Raw genomic sequence first — 24884 nt, 5'->3', positions numbered from 1 at the left:
ATTATCCTGTGATAAATTTTAACATTAAGTCTTTATTATGAAATAAAAAAGTAGTCAGATTTGAATTTTTTAAATATTGCATTTCAAGGTTGAAAAATCTACGTTAATTGCATAATATTTAACTATTGCAAAATAAGGTTGAAAAACAAAATGGCATCTGCACCAAACAATACCGAATCTACACTGGCAAGTTTTATTTGGAACAATGCAAATGATCTTTGGGGTGATTTCCCACATACAGAGTTCGGTAAAATCATTTTACCCTTTACGGTATTAAGACGTTTGGAATGTGTACTTGAGCCAACTAAAGATGCTGTTCTCAATACTTATGCGCAATTTAAAGATCAAGGGATGGCGCTTGACGATATTCTTACTAACGTAAGCGGCAATCCGTTCTATAACAAATCGACTTATAACCTTTCCAATTTAGGCGGTACAAAAACCAAAGCCAACCTTGAAGATTACATTTCCAATTTTTCTGAAAACGTGCGTGTGATCTTTGAACAGTTTGACTTCAATACAACGATTAACAAGCTTTCTAAAGCGAATTTACTGCTACGCATTTGCAATAATTTTGCTGCCATCGACTTACATCCGAATGTTGTTCCTGACCGCACCATGAGTAATGTCTATGAACATTTAATCGCTAGATTTGGTGCAGAAGTCGGTACGGGGTCAGAGGACTTTATGACCCCGCGTGATATTGTACATTTGGCAGCGACTTTATTGCTTGAGCCTGATAATGAGCTATTTGAACAAAAGAATGGTTTAATCAGAACTATCTATGATCAAACGTGCGGTACATCGGGCTTCCTAACCGACATGATGAACTATGTAGACGGTTTTAAGGACCTTTATAAAGTTGCCCCTGTACTTGTACCCCACGGACAGGAATTGCAGCCTGAAACTCATGCGGTCGCATTGGGTTCAATGTTGCTCAAAAAACTGGATTCTGACCCAAGCCGTGATTTATCGCAAAATATTAAATTGGGCAGTACCCTCAGTAATGACTTATTTGCAGGGCAGCGTTTCCATTATCAATGTTCTAACCCACCTTTCGGCATGTCTTGGGCGAAAGATGCCAGTGCGGTTCAATTAGAGCATAAAGAAAAAGGCTTAAATGGGCGTTTTGGTGCGGGCTTGCCTAAAGCTAGTGACGGCTCAATGCTTTTTTTACAAAATCTAATTTCCAAACTAGAACTGCCCGAAAATGGTGGTGGTCGTGGTGCGATTGTGCTTTCAGGTTCGCCACTCTTTAACGGTGGTGCAGGCTCAGGTGAATCTGAAATCAGACGCTTTATTTTAGAAAATGATTATCTCGAAGCAATTGTGGCATTACCGACCGATATTTTCTTCCGTACAGGTATTGGAACGTATATTTGGTTAATCTCAAACCGTAAACCTGAACAGCGCAAAGGCAAAGTACAGCTCATTGATGCAACTGCTATGGGTTCATCTATGCGCAAAAACGAAGGTAATAAGCGTAAGTTTATTGACCAAAATTCGATTGATGAAATTAGCCGTATTTATGCCGACTTTGAAGAAAGTTCGGTGAGTAAGATTTTTGACTATACCGATTTTGGCTACCGCCGAGTCAAAGTCTTGCGCCCTCTACGCATTGATCTTCAATTTGATGCGGAAAAACTGGAATTGTTTAAAGCATCAAAAGAGTTTAGCAAGTTATCCGACAGCGACCAAAATGCGGTATCAGCTCATATTGAGCAGCAGTTTGGTGACAGCAAAGACTATGCTTGGTTTGACAATACATTCCTGAAAAATCTACCACTCAGCAAAGTCAGTAAGGGCTTAAAGAATGCTTTGATCGCTGCGTTTGGGGTACAAAATCCTGATGCCGAAGCCGTTGAAATTAATGGTGAAGTGCAAATGGATACTGACCTTACCGATTACGAGAACATCCCGCTTAATCAAGATATTGCTGCTTATATGGCGAAAGAGGTCCTTCCTCATGCGCCTGATGCGATAGTTGATACTACCTATACCGACAGCAAAGACGGTCAAGTGGGTGTGGTCGGTTATGAAATTAACTTTAACCGCTATTTCTATGTGTTTGAGCAGCCACGCCACCCGAATGAGATTATGGCGGAGATTAAAGAACTGTCTGCCGAAGTTGCGCAATTGCTTGGGGAGGTTTAAAGATGCAATTTGAACAATACCCAAGCTATAAAAATAGCGGTGTGGAATGGTTAGGTGATGTACCTGAGCATTGGCAAGTCAAACCCAATAAGTATGTATTTAAAATCCAAAAGCGTATTGCAGGAACATTAGGTTTTAATGTTCTTTCAATTACTCAAAAAGGTTTAAAAATTAAAGATATTGAAAGTAATGCGGGGCAAATGGCTCAAGATTATTCTAAATACCAAATTGTAAATATCGGTGATTTTGCAATGAATCACATGGACTTACTAACGGGATGGATTGATATTGCCAAAGTTAAAGGTGTTACTAGCCCTGATTACCGAGTATTTGAAGTTAGAAATAAAAAAGTTAATAAAGAATATTTTTTACATTTATTCCAATTAGGTTATAGAAATAAAATTCTTTTTGCTTTTGGTCAAGGTGCTGCTCAGATGGGCAGATGGCGTTTGCAGAGTGAAACTTTTAATACTTTAAAAATGCCATTTCCTAGCATTGAGGAACAAGAAAAAATCGTTGCATTCCTCGACACGGAAACCACCCGAATTGATAACCTCATCGCCAAACAAGAAAAGTTAATTGAGCTTTTAGAAGAACAGCGTAAGTCGATTATTTCTCATGCTGTCACTAAAGGTTTAAATCCTAATGCACCAATGAAAGATAGTGGTGTGGAATGGTTGGGCGAAGTGCCTGAGCATTGGACGGTGTTAAAGAACAGACACATATTCAATTTTAGTAAAGGCCTAAGTATCACGAAAGAAAACTTACAGGAATCAGGAATTCCGTGTGTTAGTTATGGTGAGGTGCACTCAAAATTTGGATTTGAATTTAACCCTGAAATTAATGACATGAAATTTGTGTCAGAAGAATATTTAGAAACCTCAAAAAACTGCCTTTTGAATAGTGGTGATTTTATCTTTGCTGATACATCAGAAGATTTTGAAGGTTCAGGTAATTTCTCATATTTAAATAGTAATTCCCAAGTTTTCGCAGGGTATCATACTGTTATTGCTCGTTTAAAATCGAAACAAAAACCGAGATTCTTTGCATACATATTTGATTCAAATGCACATCGCAAACAAATTCAAACACAAGTTAAAGGTATTAAAGTTTTTAGTATTACCCAAGGTATATTAAAAGACATATATTCTTGGCTGCCGCCAGTTCATGAACAAGATTTAATTGTTGAGTATTTAGATAATGAATGTAAAAAAATATCATTATTAAAAGCCAAGCAAACAGAACTAATCGAAAAGCTTAAAGAATATCGTGCTTCGATTATCTCCCATGCTGTCACAGGCAAAATTGACGTAAGGGCGTTCGGCGCATGATTTCTTTAGCAAAGTGTAAATTTCGCTTTACTTCAATAGCGACATTTGTCATTATTCTTTCCAACATACCTGCCATGCCTAGGTTCAAGTTCGCTTGTTCACGCACAAATCGGCAGGTTTTTTTTGCCTGAGAAAAGACGATGGTTCAATTCACCAAACAGGCAAAAAGCAACCAAGACCATCTGCAAACATGGCAAGACCGTGGCTTGAACATTCCTGATCTTGCACGGGCAGACCGCTATTTAAGCTTTATTGGCTACTATCGCCTATCGGCTTATACCATTCCATTTCAGCAAATTGTCACTACGCCTTCAACGGTTTTACATCAATTTAAAGCCAATACCACATTTGATGATGTACTCGATCTATATATCTTTGATCGGGAGTTACGGCTCTTGGTTATGGATGCGATTGAACGTATCGAAGTCGCTATACGGGCACAAATTTGTAATGTGTTATGTCATCTTTCCAATGATGCTTTTTGGTACACCGATGAACAGCATTTTAATTATGGCTATGCCCACATGCGCTTGCTTGCCAGTATTGAACGGCAATTACTGGATGAAAAAAGCCGCTTAGAGCGTGATGAAAAAGCCATTGATCAACGTAAATCTGTATCGCAAGCTGATAAAGATGCTTTGAAAGACAAAGTGCGTAAAGAAAACTTCTTACGCCACTATTTATCTAAATATGACAGTCCAAAATTACCGCCTTCGTGGATGATGATTGAAATGCTGACTTGGGGCGAACTCAGCCATCTTTATGTTGGACTTAAATCGACTCAAGCCAAAAAACAGATTGCTCAAAACTTAGGAATACATGCCGAAGTTTTAGAATCATGGCTGAAAACGCTGAATGATGTACGCAATATTTGCGCCCACCATAGCCGACTATGGAATAAAGAACATGGGCGAAGTATCAAGATTCCAACGTCAAATGCAATTCAATGGCTTCAACAACCAATCATATTGAGTAATACCGCGATTCGCTATGAGAAGCGTACCTATATGCTTTTGGTGGCAATACAAACCTTACTTTATAAGATCAGCCCAAATTCAACATGGGCAAAACGACTCAAAGATTTAATTGAGCAGTATCCATCACTATCCAAAGCCAACATGGGAATGCCTGAGTTATGGTATCAAGACCCGTTTTGGCAATACGCATTACAACAGAATTAAAAATTAGGGAAAAAGCATGAATATTTTGACAGACAAAGCTCATTATGAAAGTCACTTAGAAGTCTATATTGTGCAAAAACTGCAAGCGCAAGGTTGGGTGGTTGGGCAAAGTAAAAACTACCATACCGAATATGCACTCTATCCCGAAGATTTAATCACATGGATTCAAGCCACACAGCCTGAAAAGTGGGAAAAACTGCAAGCCTTGAATGGCAATAATACCGAAAAACGCATCATCGACCGCTTGGATGATGAACTGAATAAGAAAGGCACAATCCATATCTTTCGTAATGGCTTTAGCATGGCGGGCGCAGGCACAATCGACCTCAGTGAAAGCGCACCCGAAGATGGACGCAATCAAGCCGTCATTGACCGCTATAACGCCAATATTCTACGTGTTGTCCCACAACTCAAATATCATCCATCCAAAGATGCAGGCATTTTAGACCTCGTATTTTTTATTAATGGCTTGCCAATGGCAACGGTGGAAATTAAGACCGAGTTTAACCAGTCTTTAGAAGATGCCATTGAGCAGTATAAAAATGACCGTAAGCCGATAGACCCTAAAACAAGACGTAAAGAGCCATTGCTGACACCTAAGCGTGGTGCAATTGTGCATTTTGCTTTGTCTGAATCTGAAATTGCCATGACCACGGCTTTAGATGGTGAAAGCACCTATTTCTTGCCGTTTAATAAAGGTAATCAGGGACATGCAGGCAACCCCCCTGCGGATTCAGCCAAAGGTGAAGATTATCCAGTGGCGTATTTTTGGGATTATGTCTGCCAACGTGATAATTGGCTGAAAATTTTCCATAATTTTGTCTATGTAGAAAAGAAAAACAAAGTCGATCTATATGGTAATTGGACGGTACAGGAACGTCTGATCTTCCCGCGTTATCATCAGTTTGATGCGGTGAATAAAATCATTGCCGATGTGCAAGAAAAAGGCGTAGGACTGAATTATCTGTGTGAACACAGTGCAGGCTCAGGCAAAACATCGACAATCTCTTGGGTGTGTCATTCACTGGTGCGTTTGCGTCACAATGACGGTACACCGTTTTATAACTCCGTCATTGTGGTGACAGACAGAACGGTACTGGATGACCAGTTACAGGAAGCGATTCAACAATTAGATCATCAGAAAGGCTTAATTGCTGCAATTAACCGTGATGACAAAGAACATGCAGGCAAATCGAAAAGTAAACAGCTTGAAGATGCACTATTGTCCAATAAACAGATCATTATTGTGACCATTCAGACTTTCCCGCATGTGATGGAAGCGATTCTGACCAATACCAGTTTAAGCGACCGTAACTACGGTATTGTGATTGATGAAGCACATACCTCGCAAACAGGCTCAACAGCATCTAAACTGCAAGCGACATTGGCATTGCAGTCGGGTGAAGCAATGGCTAACCTGACTGTTGAGGAATTGCTTGAGCAGATTCAAAAAGCGCGTGTACAGTCCAAAAACATCAGTCACTTTGCCTTTACTGCAACACCAAAACACTCGACTAAAATGCTGTTTGGGCGCACTAAAAATGGTGAGCCTGCCAGTGATGATAACTTGCCTGAATCCTTCCATCTATATCCGCAACGTCAAGCCATTGAAGAAGGCTTTATTTTAGATGTACTGCAAGGCTACGTGCCTTATAAAACAGCTTTTAAACTTGGCGGTGAAGCTGTTGATGATGATAAACGGGTCAATTCTAAAGCAGCCAAGAAAGCCTTAGCCCGTTGGATGGCTTTACACGCGACCAATGTCACGCAAAAGGTGCAGTTTATTATTCAACACTTTCACCACAATGTTGCCAATTTGCTTAATGGTCAAGCCAAAGCCATGATTGTGACCAGTTCACGCCCTGCGGCAGCACGATATAAAATTGCCTTGGAAAAATATATTGAAGATAACCCTGAATACAGTGCTTACCGTGTCTTGGTGGCATTTTCGGGTAAGCTCACTGGCAAACAGATTAGCCATGAAGCAGATGGTGATAACGAAAACGGGGCGCTATTTCAAGTTGGTGAAGATGCTGAATTTACCGAAGCCAATATGAATGCCGATGTACCTAATTCTGATTTACGCATCGCATTTGACCGCCCTGAATATCGTTTAATGGTAGTGGCGAATAAATTCCAAACAGGTTTTGACCAACCCAAACTCTGCGCCATGTATCTTGATAAAGTCATTGCCAATGAAGTTGAAGTGGTACAAACCTTGTCACGCTTAAACCGTACCACCACAGGCAAAGATCAAACTTTTGTAATTGACTTTGTAAATGACCCTGAATGGATTTTAAAGTGCTTCAAGAAGTACGACAACGGGGCAAAAATGGTGGATGTACAAGACCCGAATGTGGTTTATACCATCAAAGATAATATTGAAGAACTTGATCTGATTACCGAAGATGATTTGGAGGAGTTTAAAGCAGCTCGTTTTAAAACTATCCGCGATATTAGTAATCATGATTTCAAAGAAACCACACATCCCGACCTGTTTAAAGCAACCGATCGTGTCGCCCGCCTGTTTAACCAAAAACTGAAAATGCTCAAACAGGCGATTCAGCTACAGGAAACCGTATTTGATCAAGCCAAAGCAGACGGCAATGATGAAGGCGCAGAAAAAGCGGAATTTGAGCGCAAGCAGTTAGACGTAGAATTACAAACCTTGATGCGCTTTAAGGGCAATTTGGATAAGTTTGGCCGTATTTATTCCTATGTGGCACAGCTTATTGACTTTGGCGATCCTGAACTTGAAAACTTCTCGGCATTTACCAAGCTCTTATCCAAACGATTAAATGGTATGTCTGCTAAAGAAATTGATATTTCAGGCTTGGTACTGACTGGCTTTGGCATCTTTAAAAAGAAACTTAAAACCGATGATACCGATCATCCCGAAGCGGATGAACCTCAATCATTAGCCCCCATCCAAGGCACAGCGAACGGTGACTTACAGCCAAACAAAATGACTTATCTCAAAGAAGTGATCGAGCTGATTGCACAGACCTTTGGGGATATTTCTACCCGTGAAGAACAGGTAGTGTACATCAATCATTTAGTAACCATTCTACGAAATAACGATGTAGTTATGGCTCAGATTGAAAATAATCCTGAATCCACAGCCTTGCAAGGTAATTTGCCATCGGCAACGAAAGGCGCAATTATTCAAGCACTGACCTCACATCAAGACTTATCAGCATTGTTGCTCAAGACCGATGCACAAGCGATGCAGAATGTGATCAAGGTGCTGTATAAATTGCTTAAAGATGGTGAAACCATTGATGTGCATCGTCTAACATAACGGAGTATTGGAATGATTGATATTCTGCAACTGGAAGGTGTACAGCCGATAGATTACCGTAATGAAGATGGCTGTATTATGATTACCGTACAGTCAAGCGGTGAGCATTTGGAAACATGCCCTGAATGCGGTGGACGCTTATATAAGCACGGCCAGCGTATCAATCATTTTGCTGATACCCCCTTGCAGATGCAACCTGTAAAAATTGAGGTGATACGAACACGCTATCGCTGTTCTGAATGCAAAAGCATGATTACCCCTCAACTCAGCTTCTTAGATGAAAAACGCAGAGCGACCCATCGGCTGATTCAGCAAGTACGCAAGCGTTGCTTAGATCGAACTTTTACACAGCTTGCCGAAGATACGGGTGTAGTCGTGAACACCATTAAAAATATTACGCTCGATTTCGTGGAGGAATTAGAACGAGATATTAAGTTTGAAACTCCAACGATTATGGGTATTGATGAACTTAAATTGATGGGAACATATCGCTGTATCATCACCAACCTTGCTATGAACAGCTTATATGATATGTTGCCTGAAAGAACTCAAGATACATTGATACCATACTTCGCCAAACTGCCTGATGCAGAAAAAGTAGAATGGATTTGTAGTGATATGTGGCGACCCTTCAAAAAGTCATTCCGTCTGCACCTACCAAATGCCAAGTTGGTTATTGATAAGTTTCATGTAGTGAGAATGGCAAGTGAAGCTTTAGACACTGAACGTAAAGCTTTACAAAATAGTTTGGATCGTGATGCCCGACTGAATATGAAAAAACATTTACGGTGGATACTGCTTAGACGACCAAATTCATTGACCGAAGATCAACAAAGAATTTTAGGAAATTTAGAAAAATGGCATCCTGAGTTTAAGGAAGCTTATGACCTCAAAGAGCAGTTTTATAATATTTATGAAGCAACAACCAAAGACGATGCCATACAAAGGTTTCATGAATGGGAAAGCAGTATTCCCAAATATTTAAAGTCTTTCCGTGACGTTGCTAAAACTGTGAATAATCACTTTGAGGATATATTCACCTATTGGGATGCGCCAATAAGAATTACCAATGCTTATACTGAGGGGCATAATGGTATTACAAGGGTCGCAAATCGAATGGGACGAGGATATACCTTTGAGGTGCTTCGAGCAAAAATGTTATATAACAAAGTGGCTCGATCTATTTCAACTTTAAAGACTCCTTCATCTTCATTAAAATCAACCGAAGGTTATGAGGGTTTAACTGCATTTCCAACCAAGCAAGAGAATAATAAGTTGGAATATGGCGCTTATATTCCAACCTTGGTTGAATTGTATGGCGGTGATGAATATTTAGATGAAGAACTAATTTCAACCATATAAGGACTAATTTTCATCAAAATTTTATTAATAAAATAGTACCCCGTTAAAACATAAAAAACCGCACTAAAGTACTGGTGCATATTAATCAGTAAACACCACCAGATAATAGCCCAAAGAATCGCTACAAAAGTAAGGTAAAGGTAGAAAGCTTTATTTAGTTGCATGTTCATCATCTTTGTTCGGCATAACATTACCTTTTAAAAATCTACAATTGATCTAGTTCCCTTAGGAAAAAAACCACTAATTGCTTAGTGGTTCGTTCTGATCTGGTGATTAATTGGATTCCGTGGATATGACAATAGATGTCATATAAAACCTTCTTTGAACTGTCGCCCTTCCAGCGACTCTAAGTGCATTTCAAGGAAATCTATTGCCACTTCTGAGTAATTTGCGTTGGCTGAACAATTCACCAACTTTTCATCACAAAGACATTTTCCCAAATTTGCCAACTGAGTAACCAACTCATTTCGTACAGAAGCCAAGCTGAGAGCTTCAATCTGAGCTTGCAGTTCTTCACTGAAAAACTGCAGTTCCATACGATTACCACATTGTTGTTGCAGTAGATATTTATTTAATACCGCTACGGCTTTAGCGGTATTTAATTCACCGTTCATCAATATTACTTATTGTGACGGTACTGGCTTGGATAAACAGGGTTTGGATCAGCCCATAAACCAAGGCGTTGAGAACGTGCGTTGCTTTCAGCACTCAAAATAATTTTATCTTTGAGATATTCACGATAAGCCCATGCATAGCCATCTTTAACTTGCTTATAGTTAACACTATTCACGATGTTTAAGTTGGGCACTTGGTTTGTACGCATCTGAAAAATGGTACCAAGAGTACGACCGTAGCGGTCCTTACTATTTTCTTGCACATACACAATCGTTTCATGCAAGAAACTGATGTTCTGACGCGATTTCTGACCAAAAGCTTGACTTTTTTCTGGTGCATCAATCTGGTTGAAGCGAACACGGATCTGCTCATTGTTGTTGTTTAAAACGGTGATAGTGTCGCCGTCAGAAATACGTACAACTTTGCCAACAAAATCGGCTTGAGCTGCAGTAGCAACAACAGACATGGATAAGGTTAAAGCTAAACTTTTTAAAGTTGTATTAAGGTTCATTTTGAATCCTTAGTGGGTAAAGAATAGGTAAATTATATCGCATTACGTAACTGCAATTTTTTTCTTAAAAAATATATTCAGCTGATTAGTTAGGATTTATCCCCTTTCTCTCAAGCCATTTTTTCCATTGAAGTGCATACGCAACTAAACCAGGTTGTTTCGCCGTGCCATTGCGATATATCGCATTAAAAGATGGCGTCCATGAGTGGTAAGCAGCTGCTCTAACCCAAAAATCGGTTGACGGTTTTGTGGTTAATCGATTTCGCAAGATCTTGGCTGCAAGTCGCGCATTCAGACATCCATCAGTACGCACATAATGGCTGTTATAATTTTCAAACATACCGCCACGTTTAAAGTGTATGGTATTGATTTGGAATTGCCCCATATCCAATGAAAGGTTTTTGTTTTGCACTGTTTGTCCATTGGTACCACGCTCTTTGCTATGTATACCCAATAAAACATACAGCGGAACACCTTCTGACCGCGCAGCATGAATAACACAACTCAAAGTAGCGACTCTACCCGGTACGGTTTGATCGTAAGATGCACTCGCTTGATTGTATTGCGTAGTTGGATAGGTATAAGTAACAGGACGGATATTCTGGCGAACGGGTTGTTGTTGTGGTGCTGGTGCTTGCTGGCCACTAGGTTGTGGTCCATTTTGTGCAACTGCCGTGCGCTCAGTGCTAGTCGAAGTTTCTTCAGTTTTTTTCGGTGTGTACTTCACGCCCAAGTAACGACTCGTAAAGCCTCTTTGCTTTGCTGGCGCCGTTTCTTGCTGAGTGTTGGTCATGACCTGAAATGGTCGATATGGTGTACTTGATCCATTAGAATTGACATGGTTTGCATATGAACCTAGAGCCTCAGAACTTTGAGGCAATTGAGCATAAGCAACGCTTGATCCTAATAGAGTCGCAAATAGCGTTGGTATTAACAGCATATTAATCAGCACCTTTATCGTTGTTGTTGAAATTGTCGATTAGGTGCTGTTTACGGTCAGCTAACTTATTCAGTGTTTCAACTGGCAATGGGTTTTTGCCGTCATACCACGATAAGCTATATTTTTTTGGCGCATAGCGGAACCATGCCAAGAATGGCGAATTCGGTAAGAATAAAAGACCAGTACGGACTTGCCATGCACGATAAGCTGAATTGATGCTAACCATGTATAGATAAAACACCAATAATACACCTGGTACAACAAGCATTGGATATAGCGCTTTAAAGAACATATAAACTACGTACAAGCCTGTAAACATAGATAATGCTAAATACAAATAAGAAGAAAACTGATGGTTTTTAATAAGCTTGTCTATTTCATCATTACTCATTGAAGCTAAACGTTCTTGCCCTCTTGGGTAGTGAGTATTAGCAATGAGTTTTTTCAGTTGTTTAAAATTGTTAGGTGCGACAATTTCATATTCACATAAAGGGTGTGCACATACCCAATTCACGTTGCCTTTATAAGAACGTGGAATCCTGTTGTCATGCATTAAAATCGATTTACCGCATTCGGGGCATGTTGGCGACAGCATTGATCTAATATTAGATAAATGCGGTAAAAACCCTTTTCTAGCTGAACTCCAGTGGCTTTTACGCCCGAAATCAAAAAAGACTCGCTTTAAAATACCTGATTTACGGGGTTGATTAGCTTCAATTGCCTGTTTAATGGCAGCTTCATCTAAAACCTCATTGGTAATATTTACCTTTTGTGTAGCACTATCAGAACTATTTTTATCTGAAGACATACTTTTACCTACGGACTTTTATTATGTAGAATACGTTATTATATTAAAGGATTTTCAACGTGTCTAAAACCCTTTTTAACTTCGCAACGGTTATTTTAATTTCCACCCTTTTAAGTGCCTGTAATAACTCTAATACTCCAAATGAACAAGATCCATTAAAAGGTCAAGAAAAGAAGTTTTTAGACGAATCCGCAACGAGTGAATCAAAAGAACTTGTGTTTTATGACTTGGTAGATCCTAAGAAAAAAGACCAACCTATAAAGGCTGAAGAAGCAAGTGCTTCCGAGCCTGAAGCCCAAGAACAACAACCTGAAAAGGCCTTATCTCCTGAGATTCTTGAAGCGATTCGTGAAAATACAGAACGACAAGAAAAAAAGGAAAATGCACTCAGAACAATAGCTGAAGCTAAGCGTATTGAAGAATTATTAGTAGGTAAAGATCGCAGTAGTGATGATGGTTATACCTATAACAGTGATGAATAATTGATATATCAATGGTTTTAACCAATACAAACTTATTATTTTAAGTTAAAATGATTTTAAATTTTTTGGTATATACGGTTATGTTTAACAGTGCTTTTAAGAAACATAAAATAAAAATATGTTTTGGCTTGCCAATCATAATTGTGGTTTCGATCTTAATATTCAAAATCTACTCCTACCCCTTTAAGCCAAGACTCTTAAGCCCCGATTGGATTGAAAGTCGCTACAATGGTTGGGAAGTTGAACATCATGACTTATGGATTGCTACAATTGTGGATGTTGTTGGTCCAAAAACAGTAAAAATTAGAAATCAAAATGGAGAAGAAAAAATTATGGATCTTCTCTATATAAATGCTTTGCAATCTTCGGAAAAAATGAAAAACCTCTATATCAATAGCTTGTCCGGTTATGTTGGCCAACAGCTATTTGTAAAAGGAGATCCAGACAAAGCGCGGTTTAATGGCGTCTTGATCGATGGTAACGGTGAAAATATCAATCTAAACCTAACTTATGTACCAGGTGCGGTATTGGATATGTCATCAACTGCATACATTCATGACCGAGAAAAGCAATTAGTTCCTTATTTCGCGAATATCAATTCAGAAAATAGAACGTTTTAAGTTATAAATTAAGGGATATTAGAAAGGCCAAGCTATGCCAGCACCATTATGTTTCCTCACACTGGAATTTACCGCCAAAGTCAAGAATCCAGTTGATGTGCCTGACATTATTAAGTCGTCTATTTTGACGCGTATTAAAAAGTGCCGCACATCATCAATAGAACAGGCTCAGTATCTTTATAATGCTGAAGAGAGCTACTGGAAGCCAAAAAAACAAGTCACTGAAGAAGCAACTCAATATCATGGCATCACCAATGAAGATTTATTAACGCAAGACTCAATCAATGGTCTAAAGATTAAAAACTATGTTGTGTATTGGGCAAACGTTTATACATTTAGAATTTTGCAAAAAAGCAAAGTGAAGTTTTTTAATCACCGCTTTATCTTTTTAAACAACTTAATCAACGTGATTGGTGAAGATGGTTCCCTACCCATGACAGAATGGGCACGTTTAGCCAGTGCAGCTTCGGGAAATAATGAATTTCCAGAAGAGATACTGACTAACACTAACAATAAGGTCATCTGTTTGACCGTTATATTTGATTATATTTCTGAAAAATTAACATCACTTTATGGTTTGGATCTAAATAAGCATTACGATCTGGTTGCTGCAGTACAATACAACAGTGCTATCAAAGCTAAGAGTCAAAAATCATTAAAGGTTCATAAGCTTATGCGTGATGATTTTAATGAGTTTAAATTGCTTTTAGACAAAGGCATGGAGATTAAGAGAATTAAAAAGGAATATTTTATAAATAATAACTACCTCTCTTAAACCTAAAACCCACTTTCTTAAAAGTGGCTTTTTTACGTTAAACATAAAATAAACTATCACTAAAACCCTTTTTTAAAATATAATACTTTTAATTTCTATTTTAACTGGTGATACATTGTGAGTTTAATTAAGAAGCAAAAAGACATTCTATCTCACGACCCTCTTGTTTCAATTTTTAGTAACAATGACCTTTTAACAATCTCAGTTGATACGGATTCTGAAGATTTGAATCGTCAACCTAAAAATATAAAAATCCCGAATGCCGATCTTAAAGAGTTAACAATACAAATCAGTGGTTTTGATACTTTAGAAAACAATGATGTTGGTCGTTATTTCACTTGTTCTGGTACCGTAGAGCTCGTTAATACACTAGGTAATGGTGAAGAAAAACGTTTTGTATTAGCAGAGCCAAAAATCAAAGTAAACGTGGCTAAAAAAGGTCATTTACCGCAAACAGAACAAATTAAACAATTGGTTCGTAATGCGTGGATGGATGCATTTAGCTATGGTTGCCAAAACATTAACCAACCTTACCACTATGAAGATGAAACTTGGTTTGAACGCTTCAAAGGTAGCATTATTGGTAAATTTGTACTGATCGTACTTGCCACTTTCTTTGCTGCTTTCATTGGTTTGGCTATTTTTGGTTATGCTGCTGGTAAAAAACAACAGGACCCAACATTAGAAATTGCGAATCAAATTGCTCAAGATCCTGAAGCATTAAAGCAATTGCTGAATCAATATGATCAACAAAATAACCAATCTGGTGCACCTACTCCACAAGCATCACCAGAACAAGCAGCTGAGCAAGAAAGACAGCAAGAAATTAGCTCATTCGGTTTAGATGCTGGATCTAGCGAATAACGCTGATTAAGCAATAAAAAAGCACCTTAGTCATAAATACTTTGGTGCTTTTTTTATGCCTAAATTTATTATGCAAATTTAAAAAGAATCCAAATGATGACGAGATGTACTGGATAGAACCAGTACGCCCACTTCCCCACTGGCGGTAATTCAAAAGGTAAATTCATGTGCTGTCCTTTCAGTAGGAATTGTGCACCAATACACGTTGCAATGGCGCTACTGACAGCAAATGAGAATGCCAAAGAATATGTAGTCATATCCGTATAGTAGCCACCAATCAACCAGTTGAAAATGTTGGCCAATGAAGTGAGCAAGACGCTGATCATTAAAAAGTATTTCTTAGAATGAACGTTGGTTGTTTTAAAGAATAAATACAGGAATACAATTAATAAAACGCCCCACACGCTATACATAATAAAATTAGATAGCAATGTGATCACGACTAACAGAGAGACAAACTGCAGCGTTGCATATTTATGTTTAGATTCCCCTAATACAACAAGCAAAAATCCTAAAAGCAACGTAGGCATGACGTTCAGAGTTGTAAATGGCTCTTGGTTGAATAGTTGATACGGTACTTCTGATAGCACACAAAACAACGCCAAATTTTTAAAATAGTTTTTTAATGTATGGGTTTTCTTTTTAGAAATAGCTTGGTTCAAATTGAATGCAAGCATGATACAAAAAATAGGAAAAGCCCAACGGCCAATCGTCCTCAACAACAGATTATATTGAGGAAATAATATTGATGCGTGGTCAATAACCATGGTCACAATCGCAATCCACTTCAATAGATCCAAGGCTCTATTGCGATCTCGCACGGCGCTTTGGCTAATTACAGCTTCTTGTAGATGAACCATGTGTTATTTTTCGCTAAAGGGTTTGTATAAGCATCACTACGCTGTTTTCGGGTGTTGTTACGATTATCTAAGATCTCAATGCTATTCCAACCTTCGGGATAACCGAGCACCAGGCCAGAGTTATAAAATCTCGTGCGATGACGCTCTTCATCGCCGGCATAAAACAAGTACGCACGAATATCGTTATACGGTCGATGCCCGACCAATACGTTATCTTCATCACGATCAAAGTACTCATAAATTAAATCCGTATATTCACGATTGAAGTATCCGCACTTCTCAAACAGATCTGCACTTGAACGAAAAGTAATAGATTCCTTGGCCAGTGTTTTATTTAAAATCATGCGAGTGACATTACGAGCAAACACGGGCAAATTAAAATGCACAGGCAAATGAATTTCATTTATTTCGGACAAATCAATAGGATCACCAAAAGGATTAGAAAGTTCTAATGCTTTTTGATAAAAGTCCATCCATTGTGCAAGATATTCATCAACAAACTTTTTCTCACCATAATAAATTGGTAATCCATCAACCGTTAAAAGGTTTTGTGGAGGAAAAATATTGTTTCTTAAATCTAAGATGCTTTGTTTTAATTTTGCGATTTCGATTGGATCACTAATCATAACAACTCACTCGAATTAGAGTATTAAAATAATTATATAGGGTTTTAATTAATTGGATATAAGTTTTTAGCTCAGTAAATAAGCATTTTTGTTGTGTGGCGAATTAGAATTGATAAAAAATTTAAAAGAATATTTATTCTAGGAATTATTGATACAATGTATCTAATTTCTTACGAATTAGTATATACAATTGGGATTACTATGCTTACCCCTGATCGAATAGACAAACAAGTTAATTTGGCTGGAATTGACCAGTCGTGGACCAATTTATTAAATCACTTGGACATTGATAGTCATCCTGAATACAACATCGATAAAACTCAGCCATGGTACTTGGCTAATTTTGTAGATTACCTACGCCTACTCAACTTTAAGTTTGATGAATTAAATCTAAGAGAGATTCGTGCAGTAGATTATGACTTGGTAGATTGGTCATTTCTTAAATCTAATCGCCTAAATGGTGCTGAGGTGTTTAAGGACCTAACCATTTATCTGCAGAAACCCAATTTTGTTACGCAATATCCTAAATGTGTACCCATCAATGCTGATGTTCGCGATCGTAAGCTTGCAGAGGTCATTTATGATTACTACAGACGCTTCTTACCGTTTTTCTATTCATTCATTAAATTAATCAGATCAACGCAGCGCTTATCTCTAGAACGTAAATTACCCGTGATTGATAACTTTATGTCTAATTTTGGAGATCTTAGTACTGGTGAGTTTTATTCAAATATTCCATTTGATGATGCAGAGCTCAAAAGGATTTTGAAAAATGGCTTTGAAAAATATAGAGAGCATAAATCAGAACAGCGGTATAGCCGTGCCATCGCAGAGCTAACACCGATGTTTAAAGCTTTGTCTGAATACTTAAAGATTGTGTCTACGGTTAACTACGTGGATCTAGACCTTATTCACTTCTTACACAATGCATTTTTGGGTAAAAACTTTAATGTTTATTCAGATCTATTCGCTTTGGATAAAGAACCTAATTTGTTGGTCAATTTAAGTTGGACATACACAAAAGCATTTCAATATTCATAAATAGCACCATGGTAGTTTATGTGCATCGGCTATATCAAAAGGAAGAAGAATATAGCGATCTTTTAACGAAAGGGCCTGGTCATACCGAAGTTTTGTAGCAGAATCTCTAAAACAAGCTAGGTAAAGTTCAGTCATAAAGTTTCTCTTAAGCTACCTTCTTATTCAGTATGTGTTCGGCTAAGCGCTTGATACCGCCACCGTCCGTAATTAAATGTTCAAATAATTCGCCATTCGGGTTTTTAACTCCTTCCAACTGGCCTTTTTTGATGCCTAAGACATCAGAAATAATTGGATCTGAACCCGAATCAGCCAACAAGTAATATGCCGAGATCTGTTTGATTTGACCGTCACGGTCTAAGCGACCAATACATTGATCATGAACACCAGGCGACCAATCCAACTCACCAAACACAAATGTTTTGCATTTTGAGTGGTACTGCAAGCCATCAAGCCCGGCAGATGAACGTAATGAACTAATGAAGACTTTACTTTCATCATTCAAGAATGCTTGTTTAGATCGTTCCTTAGCTGCAGGTCCTTCCGTACCTGTATACATAACAGGATTGAATTCAGCCAAGCGTTCTAGCCAAATGTTGTACACATCTCGATGCCAACCATAAAGCATGACTGATTCACCAGACTCAACAAGCATACGCACGAACTCAGCGACATACGGCGCTTTGGCGATACCTGTTGCTTGGCGCATCATAATATTGAATTCTTCTGTCGCACGAAGCTTTTGCCCTTGGAATTCTTGAGTAGAGCTTAAAATTACTTTTGCCAGTTCCATTGCCTTGCCCTTAATTTGATCCAGTACTTTAGGATCGCTTTCGACATATTGAGGGATGATTTGTACTGGCGGTAACTCTCGATTTACATCTGCTCGAGTACGGCGCAACATTAGACCTTCATCACGTAAAAACATCCCGAACGCTTTAGGATCATTAATACGTTTTTCGTGTGAACACCACTCACGAGCGAATTCGGTAGCGGTACCTAAGCTATCTGGACGCAATATTTCAATGATGTTGTAGAATTCATCACCGTAGTTATAAATCGGTGTAGCTGATAGACCGAGGCGTAATTCAGCTTGGTCACTAATGAGTTTAGCAGCGGAATACTTTTGCGATGTATAGCCAGTCCGTAACTCTTGGATCTCGTCAAACACTACGTACTTAATCTTTCCGGCAAGATATTCAGCCCAACCGTTCAACTTTGAATAACTGGTGATAATGACATCGGGTGCTGCTTCACCCTCTTTGTGCAATGGATAAGGCGATGCTTTCTTTAGGATGTGACATTTTAGGTGCGGAGCAAAGCGTTCAATTTCATTCTTAATTTGCATTGGAAGATGTGTCATTGTCACAAAAAGCGCCGGGAGCGATTCAGGTAGAATCATCGGACATATTCCACTCGCTGTTTTGCCAAGGCCCAAATCATCCCCCAAGAGCAAACCTTTAACATTAAGTAGTAGATCTGCAGCTGCTCTTTGATACTCATATGGAGGCACGGCAAGATCAAATGTTTTGATCGGACGTTTATAGTCCATCACATCCAAAATATCTTCTTTTAGCGACACATAAGCCTTAGATTGCGCTTTCATGTATTTAAGATCATCAACATGCATTGGATAACGTTCAATAAACCAAAGTAGGTCGTGACAATTAGACGGCGTATCGCTTAACTCAATAAATTTTGATGCATGTTGGCTGACTTGTGGGAATACACGCTTAAGTCGTGTTTTAACATGTGGTTCACATTCAATGTGCCAGTTTTTTTCTTGACGAGAAATGGTGCCGTAAGATTTAGACATTAGAAGACCCCCACTAAAATACGATGGCGGTAAATAAATTTATTGTTCAGTTGGATTGGAATGTTATTCACCCAATACGGTGTACCAACCACATAGAGCGCTTTTATGCTGTCATGGCTTAAATAGCGATTGATCTGACGCAATAATGCGTTACGTGCACCATCTATTTTTAATTCAACACCCACCTTGCCGACATCAAGCTCAACAGTAAAATCAATGATGTCTTTATTTGATAGACGAACCTCACGTTCATACGGAATCTCATTGGCAATAAACATTTGCTCAATCGCGAGTTGTAAGTCTTTTTCGTTATAAAAACGGTATTTGTGTGAAGAAAACAGAATTCCAAGCTCTTCAATCGTTTTCATTCTGCATCCCCTTGGTCAGCTTTAGCAGCCTTTTTGTTTTTCTTCACCTGGCTTTTATCAATGGATTTTGATGGTACCAGTTCAACTTCACATTCAGTACACGATAATCTAAAAGTAGGACTACACGTTGCACCACGGCCACACTCAGGACACGCAAAAGATGCCCTAGTCTGTTTCTTAGGCTCAGGCTCAGGCTCTTCAAAATTGGCTAAACCAAGCTCTTGATAGAGTGTTCCACCGATCATAGTTTCTTTGAGTACAATAAGCTCGTTATCATCGCCGTTTGGTTGTTCACCCTTATAAAGTTTAACAACCTTAGGTTCTGGTATTGGTTTGTCGTCATCATCTAACGGATCTTCATCAAAAGCCGTTGGATAATAACCGCCAAGGTTTGCACCGGTATTTGATATGTCGATTAGTCCGATCGCTACATCAAAGGGATTCATTGTAGTGGGAGTCGGTTCCTCTTCTTCATCACTTGTTGGGATGGCATATCCAGTGAGGGAATCTGGTGCTTTTGACGGTTCGGCAACTGGCTTCTCTTTTTTAGGTGATTTCAAAGCTGAATTGATTTCATTGCCAAGTAAGGCAATATGAAATAGCTTTGGAGAAGCAGTCGGAATGGACTCCAACAACTGCACTTGCTCTTGAATCATTTCAAGACTTGAAATCGTTTTGGGTGCGTACTTGTCATACCATTTGATGATACGCCCTTCATCGACAAGCTCATTGCACACTTGAATAAACAAGCCATCAGGTGCAACGATTTCGGTCATCTTCTCGCCTGTCGTGCGACCTTCTTTTGTGCCGTCATCAGTCATAATCAAACCGATCTCAAGCATAAATGCCGCAAACTCAGCATTGTGATATGAGCGTTTAGATGGCTCACCAAAAATGCTTTGTTTCATATGACACATCTCATGTGCATAGCATTTAAAAATGTTAAGCAATGGTTGGGTGCCAAAGTAATCAGGGTTAAGGGCCAGTTCGTGCGTATACGCCGTATCATCTTCTGTCGAAGCAAATCTATTCTCAGACCAATAACCGGTATTTTTGTTGATACGTTGAAGCGTAATCAAACAATCTGGTAATTCATTTTTGAATAGCCTTTCATTGAAACGGTCATACACCAACTGCAGTTCTTCATAAAACTGCAACGTAGTTCTATTCTTTATGTTCATTTTTCAGTCGTCCAAACAGGATCAAACTAGGTGTGGATTGTACAAAACAACGTTTAAAGTTTACGCACAGCTTAAAATACAGTCAATAGTTTAAAATAATCAGCAAAGCATATATTTTTTTAAAAAAAAATTACAACACAAAAAATAAGTATCATTAAAGTGTAGGTTTAATAAATTGTGGTTGGTTTTCATAATATGAGTGTTACGCTTTACTTCCACACAAAACTGGTGTTCCTATATCAATTTTGAGGGTTTTAAGTATATTATAAGCCACTTTTGTTAAATGCACATAGAAGTTACTTTTAGCGTTTATAAATGCTGAATAATACCCTTATTGTCAATAAGGCGCTATTTAAAGGCAATGGTTCTTAATAATGCTGTTTATAGAAAACTGGATATCGAAATGAGTCTGAATAACATAAAACTAACAGCCAATTGTTTTGCCCTTACACATCCTGAAAATGAAAAGAACTTGTTCAAGTACATTTTTAGAGAAATGTTTAAACGAAATAAGGTCGAGACATTCTGTTCCGCAAAAGTCATATTTTTTACAGATGGCAAGCACATCTATTTAAGAACGTGCGTATCGGACGTCAAAATCCCAATGGCCAAAGAATACATTGAAATTTCGCACGGTCAGCAAATCACTGGAAAAATCATGGTTCCTCTTAACCGTGAATGTAGCTTTAACCGCCAAGAAATTGAAGAATACATTTCGGTCCACGGCGAAAAACCCAAAGGCAATTCAGGTAAGAAGCGTAAAAATCTAACTGGAGATGAAGCAGCCGAATTCACCAAAAACGCTCTTAGTAGCAAAGGTCTATTGGATGTCACTATAATTGAGCAACAATGTGGACCACAGCTCAGCATTTTGAATATTCCAGTCCAGACCATAGATATTTCATTTAGTGCGACTGTTGGTGATTTAGAGCTATTTAAAACAGCATGGCTCAATGGTATTGGTCGTGATAAAACCTACGGCTTTGGAATGATCCGCTTAGATGGTACTTTGTTTACACCGCCTTGTAATAATAGTGCTCACGACTAATCGAAAGGACTTTTAAAGTCCTTTTTTAAACGAAATTTTTTCAGATATTGATCTGATATAGATCCTGGTTGCTCAACATGAGAAATAAAGATTTAGATCCAAAGATAGGAATACCACTTAAAGTCATCACAGCGCGATTAGAACATGTGAAGTTTAACCTCAATGGCTTAATGAAATGTGTAGAAGCTTATGCGATCGCACGACAAAACAGTAAAGATCCGCACGAATGCCTAATCAGTGGTGATGAATGGACATATGCTGCACTAGATTGTCGAGATCCTATCTGGCGTGAACGAATGAAACGCACCAGTACCATTATGGGTGTTCAAGCCACTGGCCAAGAAATTCCACTCTCATTTATCAATCAGCTACCTTGCAACATTGGTGAAATCATTACTCTTGGCTCATGGAGCCTAACCAAAAATATTTATCGGTTTGAAGATCAAGTCATTCAAATGCTTGTAAAGACCGAGTACAACCGCAGTATCCCCGGTTTCCTATTAAACCTACCTGATATTGCGATCTACGTTCAAACCGACAATGCCAATCTCTACGTGCAAAATGAACAAGTGGTCGGTGTTATTTTTGCGAAAAACACGTTGAACGATCGCAAGGTGCTATTTACCACGGTATATACCGATACTGGCTTAGCAAAAACCATTACCATGCACTTCCCTGATGATGATGATTTTGAATCAACTGTTGAGGACTGCATGACCGATTTCATTGATACGTTTTTTGATGAAAAGAACTTGCCAGATGAACAAGAAATTAACACGTTCATGGAACTGCAGAAGAAGCTAATCAATTTGATTCTATGGTTCAGCCAAAAAGAACCAGATCTCAGACCATTAACACCAGAAACAACACAAGCCAGGCCTAAATTAGAGCTGATTAAGCGTGAATTGCGTTTATTTGAGGCCAATAAGTACAAGCCGACTATTGTTGGTACCGAAACAAATAAAAAGATCAATGAAGCGATCCTAAAGCGCGATGAAGATCTAAAGTCTGGCAACTACAAAGGTACCAAAAAACCACATCCACGGGTTCCTCACTGGAACTTTTACTGGTTGGGCAAACGTGGTACCAAAGAAAAATGGGTTAACCATTGGATACCATTTCAGATTGTTGGCGGTGTGCCTAAAGAAAAAGGGCTCTAAGGAATAAGTTATTAATTACGCAATGGTTGGGTAGTCTAAAAAATATTGGATTCCAACACTGATTCCGTAAAGCCAGTAAAAGCCCCATGAAATAAGAAAGAGCCCTATGTTGGCTCTTATTTTGTTTTTGTAAATCTCAATTTTAACGCAGCGTGATTTTCACTTTACCAACACACTTTTTGTTTAGTGGGCGATTATTACTATCTACCCGTCTCATATAGCCACATTGACTACAAGCAAAAGTATCATTACCTGAATCATTCGTAAATTTAAGCCAAATGTGACCATTGCCATCGTCTATATCTGTTTTAACGTATTTATCTAGATTCATGCTTAAACCTCTTAATAAGCTCACTCGATAATAACAATAGTTTTGCTTAGATAGTATTTTTCCAAAAGGAATTATTAACAGATTTTATATGTTTTTTAAGAAAAGTTTTTGAGCGCTTTTATTTATTAAAATTGAATTATTAAGCAAGGAGTTATAAAGCATGGCTAAATCAATAGACCAGTTATGGAGTGAATTACAGCAGATTCAATTTGATGAATCTAATTCCTTACCATGCGAATTCCATATCTGGAATAAAGGTACATATCGCTATCAGATCCTAGATTGGTTTGAAGCAAATTCTGAAAATGGCGTATTAAGCTTGCAAGGCAAAACCCATAAAACATTATGGGAAGAGTTTGGCAACACCCCGATAAACAATGATGATGAAATCGAAGAAGACTTTCATCTATGGGGCAAAGGTACAGACCGCTTCATTATCTGGCACTGGTTTGATGATCAATTAGAACACGGTGTAATTAGCTTAATTGAGAAAGGAGTTGCGTAATGGGATTATTTAGTTGCCCTCACTGTAATAGTGATATTGATACTAACGATAAAAAGTCTGGCCATCAGGTGAATGATGTAATTCAAGAAACCTTTTGTTCTGTTGACTGCAGTATTGAATATCTGGTGCATAACTCACAAATGATTGCAGTAGATCAATACGGAAGTTTGCCATTAAGCAATGAAAACCTGAATGAATTCATTGAAGCATTTTCTAATGAGGGTGTTGAAGATGATGTGTTAGAACACATCAAAGCTGAACTTTGTTAAGTAGTCGCGCACGTGCTCTAAACAACACTGACAATTGCATTTAAAAAAAGGGCTTAAATCATTTAAGCCCTTTTAATATTTATACGATAAGAAAACTTTCTAATGTTTTTCCAGATTCAATCTCACGATTTAACCAGGATGGACGTTTACCACGACCGGCCCACACTTCTTTGTGGTTATTCGGGTTGCGATATTTAGGATCTGCTTTAACCACTGGCTTTTTATTTAATTTACGATTTTCGCCGTGCTCATTTAATTCAAGAATAGTTAAGCCTAATTCTTTTGCGATCTCAAACATTTTGAGATAACCGTCATCAAGTTTCTTATTCTCTACTACAACAATTTGGTTTTGTGCCTTTTTAATTAGGTCTTCTAACTGGTCTTTACTTAGGTTTTCAACTTCCATAACTAATCTCGAAAATTTGGATATATCAAATATACACCAGTGCGTTTTGTTTACAACCGCATACGGTACTTTTAATTGATTAAAATATTCGACTTATTCCATGGCTATTCTAATTTTTAAGCATAAGTTATTCCCACTTTAAATACATTAATCTAAAAATACATTCAACCTGTTAGGTAAATTAATATGCACAAGTATCTCATGATGAATCTTGCGATTAACGAAACATCAGCACTACCAATTGGTATCCGTATTTGTGATTTTAATATCGGCTTATATGCCTCTAAAAAAATTTCAGAAGTGCCAGCTTTAATGGCATTGGTTAATTACAC

25 protein-coding genes are annotated in these 24884 nt (G+C 38.2%); 14 read left to right on the top strand and 11 right to left on the bottom strand.

Going from position 1 to position 24884, the window contains the following annotated elements; genetic code table 11:
* The first annotated feature begins 150 nt into the window (after positions 1-150).
* From ACWQ4X_RS14925 to ACWQ4X_RS14905, 5 genes are all read left to right on the top strand, one after another.
* Positions 151-2154 (top strand): type I restriction-modification system subunit M, encoded by a 2004-nt coding sequence (locus tag ACWQ4X_RS14925; protein ID WP_078389069.1) that lies wholly within the window; start codon positions 151-153, stop codon positions 2152-2154.
* A gap of 2 nt (positions 2155-2156) precedes the next feature.
* Positions 2157-3485 carry a restriction endonuclease subunit S gene (locus ACWQ4X_RS14920; protein WP_078389070.1) on the top strand — a complete coding sequence of 443 codons (1329 nt, stop codon included), beginning with the start codon at positions 2157-2159 and terminating at the stop codon, positions 3483-3485.
* Positions 3486-3625: 140 nt separating this feature from the next.
* Positions 3626-4666 carry an Abi family protein gene (locus ACWQ4X_RS14915; protein WP_457904168.1) on the top strand — a complete coding sequence of 347 codons (1041 nt, stop codon included), beginning with the start codon at positions 3626-3628 and terminating at the stop codon, positions 4664-4666.
* 16 nt (positions 4667-4682) lie between these two features.
* Positions 4683-7967 (top strand): type I restriction endonuclease subunit R, encoded by a 3285-nt coding sequence (locus ACWQ4X_RS14910; protein ID WP_457904167.1) that lies wholly within the window; start codon positions 4683-4685, stop codon positions 7965-7967.
* A gap of 12 nt (positions 7968-7979) precedes the next feature.
* Positions 7980-9329 (top strand): ISL3 family transposase, encoded by a 1350-nt coding sequence (locus tag ACWQ4X_RS14905; RefSeq protein ID WP_047471638.1) that lies wholly within the window; start codon positions 7980-7982, stop codon positions 9327-9329.
* Positions 9330-9634: 305 nt separating this feature from the next.
* Here ACWQ4X_RS14905 and ACWQ4X_RS14900 read toward each other — a convergent pair whose 3' ends face one another.
* The 4 genes from ACWQ4X_RS14900 to ACWQ4X_RS14885 all read right to left on the bottom strand — a co-directional run bounded on the left by ACWQ4X_RS14900 (position 9635) and on the right by ACWQ4X_RS14885 (position 12203).
* Positions 9635-9943: a hypothetical protein gene (locus tag ACWQ4X_RS14900; RefSeq protein ID WP_005006143.1), complete on the bottom strand. Its 309-nt coding sequence runs from the start codon at positions 9941-9943 to the stop codon at positions 9635-9637.
* Between the two features lie 5 nt (positions 9944-9948).
* Entirely contained in the window at positions 9949-10455 is a 507-nt protein-coding gene (locus tag ACWQ4X_RS14895; protein ID WP_005006141.1) for a thermonuclease family protein, read from the bottom strand.
* Positions 10456-10540: 85 nt separating this feature from the next.
* Positions 10541-11395 (bottom strand): transglycosylase SLT domain-containing protein, encoded by an 855-nt coding sequence (locus ACWQ4X_RS14890; protein WP_457904166.1) that lies wholly within the window; start codon positions 11393-11395, stop codon positions 10541-10543.
* Position 11396: 1 nt separating this feature from the next.
* Positions 11397-12203 carry a hypothetical protein gene (locus ACWQ4X_RS14885; protein ID WP_024160730.1) on the bottom strand — a complete coding sequence of 269 codons (807 nt, stop codon included), beginning with the start codon at positions 12201-12203 and terminating at the stop codon, positions 11397-11399.
* A gap of 59 nt (positions 12204-12262) precedes the next feature.
* Between ACWQ4X_RS14885 and ACWQ4X_RS14880 the strand changes: the two genes are divergently transcribed.
* The 4 genes from ACWQ4X_RS14880 (at position 12263) to ACWQ4X_RS14865 (ending at position 14944) form a co-directional block, all read left to right on the top strand.
* Complete coding sequence (locus tag ACWQ4X_RS14880) at positions 12263-12685, top strand: hypothetical protein (RefSeq protein ID WP_024160731.1); 423 nt, start codon at positions 12263-12265, stop codon at positions 12683-12685.
* Positions 12686-12765: 80 nt separating this feature from the next.
* Positions 12766-13305 carry a hypothetical protein gene (locus ACWQ4X_RS14875; RefSeq protein ID WP_024160732.1) on the top strand — a complete coding sequence of 180 codons (540 nt, stop codon included), beginning with the start codon at positions 12766-12768 and terminating at the stop codon, positions 13303-13305.
* A gap of 34 nt (positions 13306-13339) precedes the next feature.
* Positions 13340-14080, top strand: a complete 741-nt coding sequence (locus ACWQ4X_RS14870; protein ID WP_457904165.1) for a hypothetical protein — start codon at positions 13340-13342, stop codon at positions 14078-14080.
* Between the two features lie 117 nt (positions 14081-14197).
* Positions 14198-14944 (top strand): hypothetical protein, encoded by a 747-nt coding sequence (locus tag ACWQ4X_RS14865; protein WP_024160733.1) that lies wholly within the window; start codon positions 14198-14200, stop codon positions 14942-14944.
* A 68-nt stretch (positions 14945-15012) separates the two neighbouring features.
* Here ACWQ4X_RS14865 and ACWQ4X_RS14860 read toward each other — a convergent pair whose 3' ends face one another.
* Complete coding sequence (locus tag ACWQ4X_RS14860) at positions 15013-15804, bottom strand: TraX family protein (protein ID WP_038350041.1); 792 nt, start codon at positions 15802-15804, stop codon at positions 15013-15015.
* Positions 15780-16430, bottom strand: a complete 651-nt coding sequence (locus ACWQ4X_RS14855) for a hypothetical protein (protein WP_024160879.1) — start codon at positions 16428-16430, stop codon at positions 15780-15782. Before ACWQ4X_RS14855 ends, ACWQ4X_RS14860 begins: the two co-directional genes overlap by 25 nt.
* Positions 16431-16631: 201 nt before the next feature.
* Between ACWQ4X_RS14855 and ACWQ4X_RS14850 the strand changes: the two genes are divergently transcribed.
* A complete protein-coding gene (locus tag ACWQ4X_RS14850) occupies positions 16632-17471 on the top strand; it encodes a hypothetical protein (protein ID WP_227553478.1) in 840 nt (279 codons plus the stop codon).
* A 145-nt stretch (positions 17472-17616) separates the two neighbouring features.
* Here ACWQ4X_RS14850 and ACWQ4X_RS14845 read toward each other — a convergent pair whose 3' ends face one another.
* The 3 genes from ACWQ4X_RS14845 to ACWQ4X_RS14835 are packed head-to-tail and all read right to left on the bottom strand — an operon-like array spanning position 17617 to position 20833.
* On the bottom strand, positions 17617-19284 hold the full coding sequence (locus ACWQ4X_RS14845) for an SNF2-related protein (protein ID WP_024160737.1): 1668 nt from the start codon (positions 19282-19284) through the stop codon (positions 17617-17619).
* A complete protein-coding gene (locus tag ACWQ4X_RS14840; RefSeq protein ID WP_005006108.1) occupies positions 19284-19652 on the bottom strand; it encodes a hypothetical protein in 369 nt (122 codons plus the stop codon). Before ACWQ4X_RS14840 ends, ACWQ4X_RS14845 begins: the two co-directional genes overlap by 1 nt.
* Entirely contained in the window at positions 19649-20833 is a 1185-nt protein-coding gene (locus ACWQ4X_RS14835; protein ID WP_098733233.1) for a SprT-like domain-containing protein, read from the bottom strand. The genes ACWQ4X_RS14840 and ACWQ4X_RS14835 overlap by 4 nt, the downstream gene beginning before the upstream one ends.
* A gap of 403 nt (positions 20834-21236) precedes the next feature.
* Here ACWQ4X_RS14835 and ACWQ4X_RS14830 point away from each other — a divergent pair, with 403 nt between their 5' ends.
* Both ACWQ4X_RS14830 and ACWQ4X_RS14825 read left to right on the top strand, forming a co-directional pair.
* Positions 21237-21881: a type I-E CRISPR-associated protein Cas6/Cse3/CasE gene (locus tag ACWQ4X_RS14830; RefSeq protein WP_457904164.1), complete on the top strand. Its 645-nt coding sequence runs from the start codon at positions 21237-21239 to the stop codon at positions 21879-21881.
* Between the two features lie 77 nt (positions 21882-21958).
* The gene (locus ACWQ4X_RS14825) at positions 21959-23041 is read left to right on the top strand and encodes a hypothetical protein (RefSeq protein WP_098733232.1); all 1083 of its coding nucleotides are present in this window, start codon (positions 21959-21961) and stop codon (positions 23039-23041) included.
* Positions 23042-23183: 142 nt separating this feature from the next.
* Here ACWQ4X_RS14825 and ACWQ4X_RS14820 read toward each other — a convergent pair whose 3' ends face one another.
* A complete protein-coding gene (locus tag ACWQ4X_RS14820; RefSeq protein WP_125274517.1) occupies positions 23184-23372 on the bottom strand; it encodes a hypothetical protein in 189 nt (62 codons plus the stop codon).
* Positions 23373-23532: 160 nt separating this feature from the next.
* On the opposite strand from ACWQ4X_RS14820, the gene ACWQ4X_RS14815 reads away from it, so the two are divergent.
* A complete protein-coding gene (locus tag ACWQ4X_RS14815) occupies positions 23533-23877 on the top strand; it encodes a hypothetical protein (RefSeq protein WP_038350037.1) in 345 nt (114 codons plus the stop codon).
* Positions 23877-24146: a hypothetical protein gene (locus tag ACWQ4X_RS14810; protein ID WP_024160743.1), complete on the top strand. Its 270-nt coding sequence runs from the start codon at positions 23877-23879 to the stop codon at positions 24144-24146. Before ACWQ4X_RS14815 ends, ACWQ4X_RS14810 begins: the two co-directional genes overlap by 1 nt.
* Before the next feature lie 79 nt (positions 24147-24225).
* Here ACWQ4X_RS14810 and ACWQ4X_RS14805 read toward each other — a convergent pair whose 3' ends face one another.
* Positions 24226-24552, bottom strand: coding sequence for an H-NS histone family protein (locus ACWQ4X_RS14805; protein WP_024160744.1), 327 nt, complete (start codon positions 24550-24552; stop codon positions 24226-24228).
* Between the last annotated feature and the right edge of the window lie 332 nt (positions 24553-24884).

Source organism: Acinetobacter sp. NigerLNRRAM0016, assembly GCF_054112845.1.
Note: the sequence above shows the minus strand (reverse complement) of the source record. Positions and strands in the feature narration are given on the sequence as shown.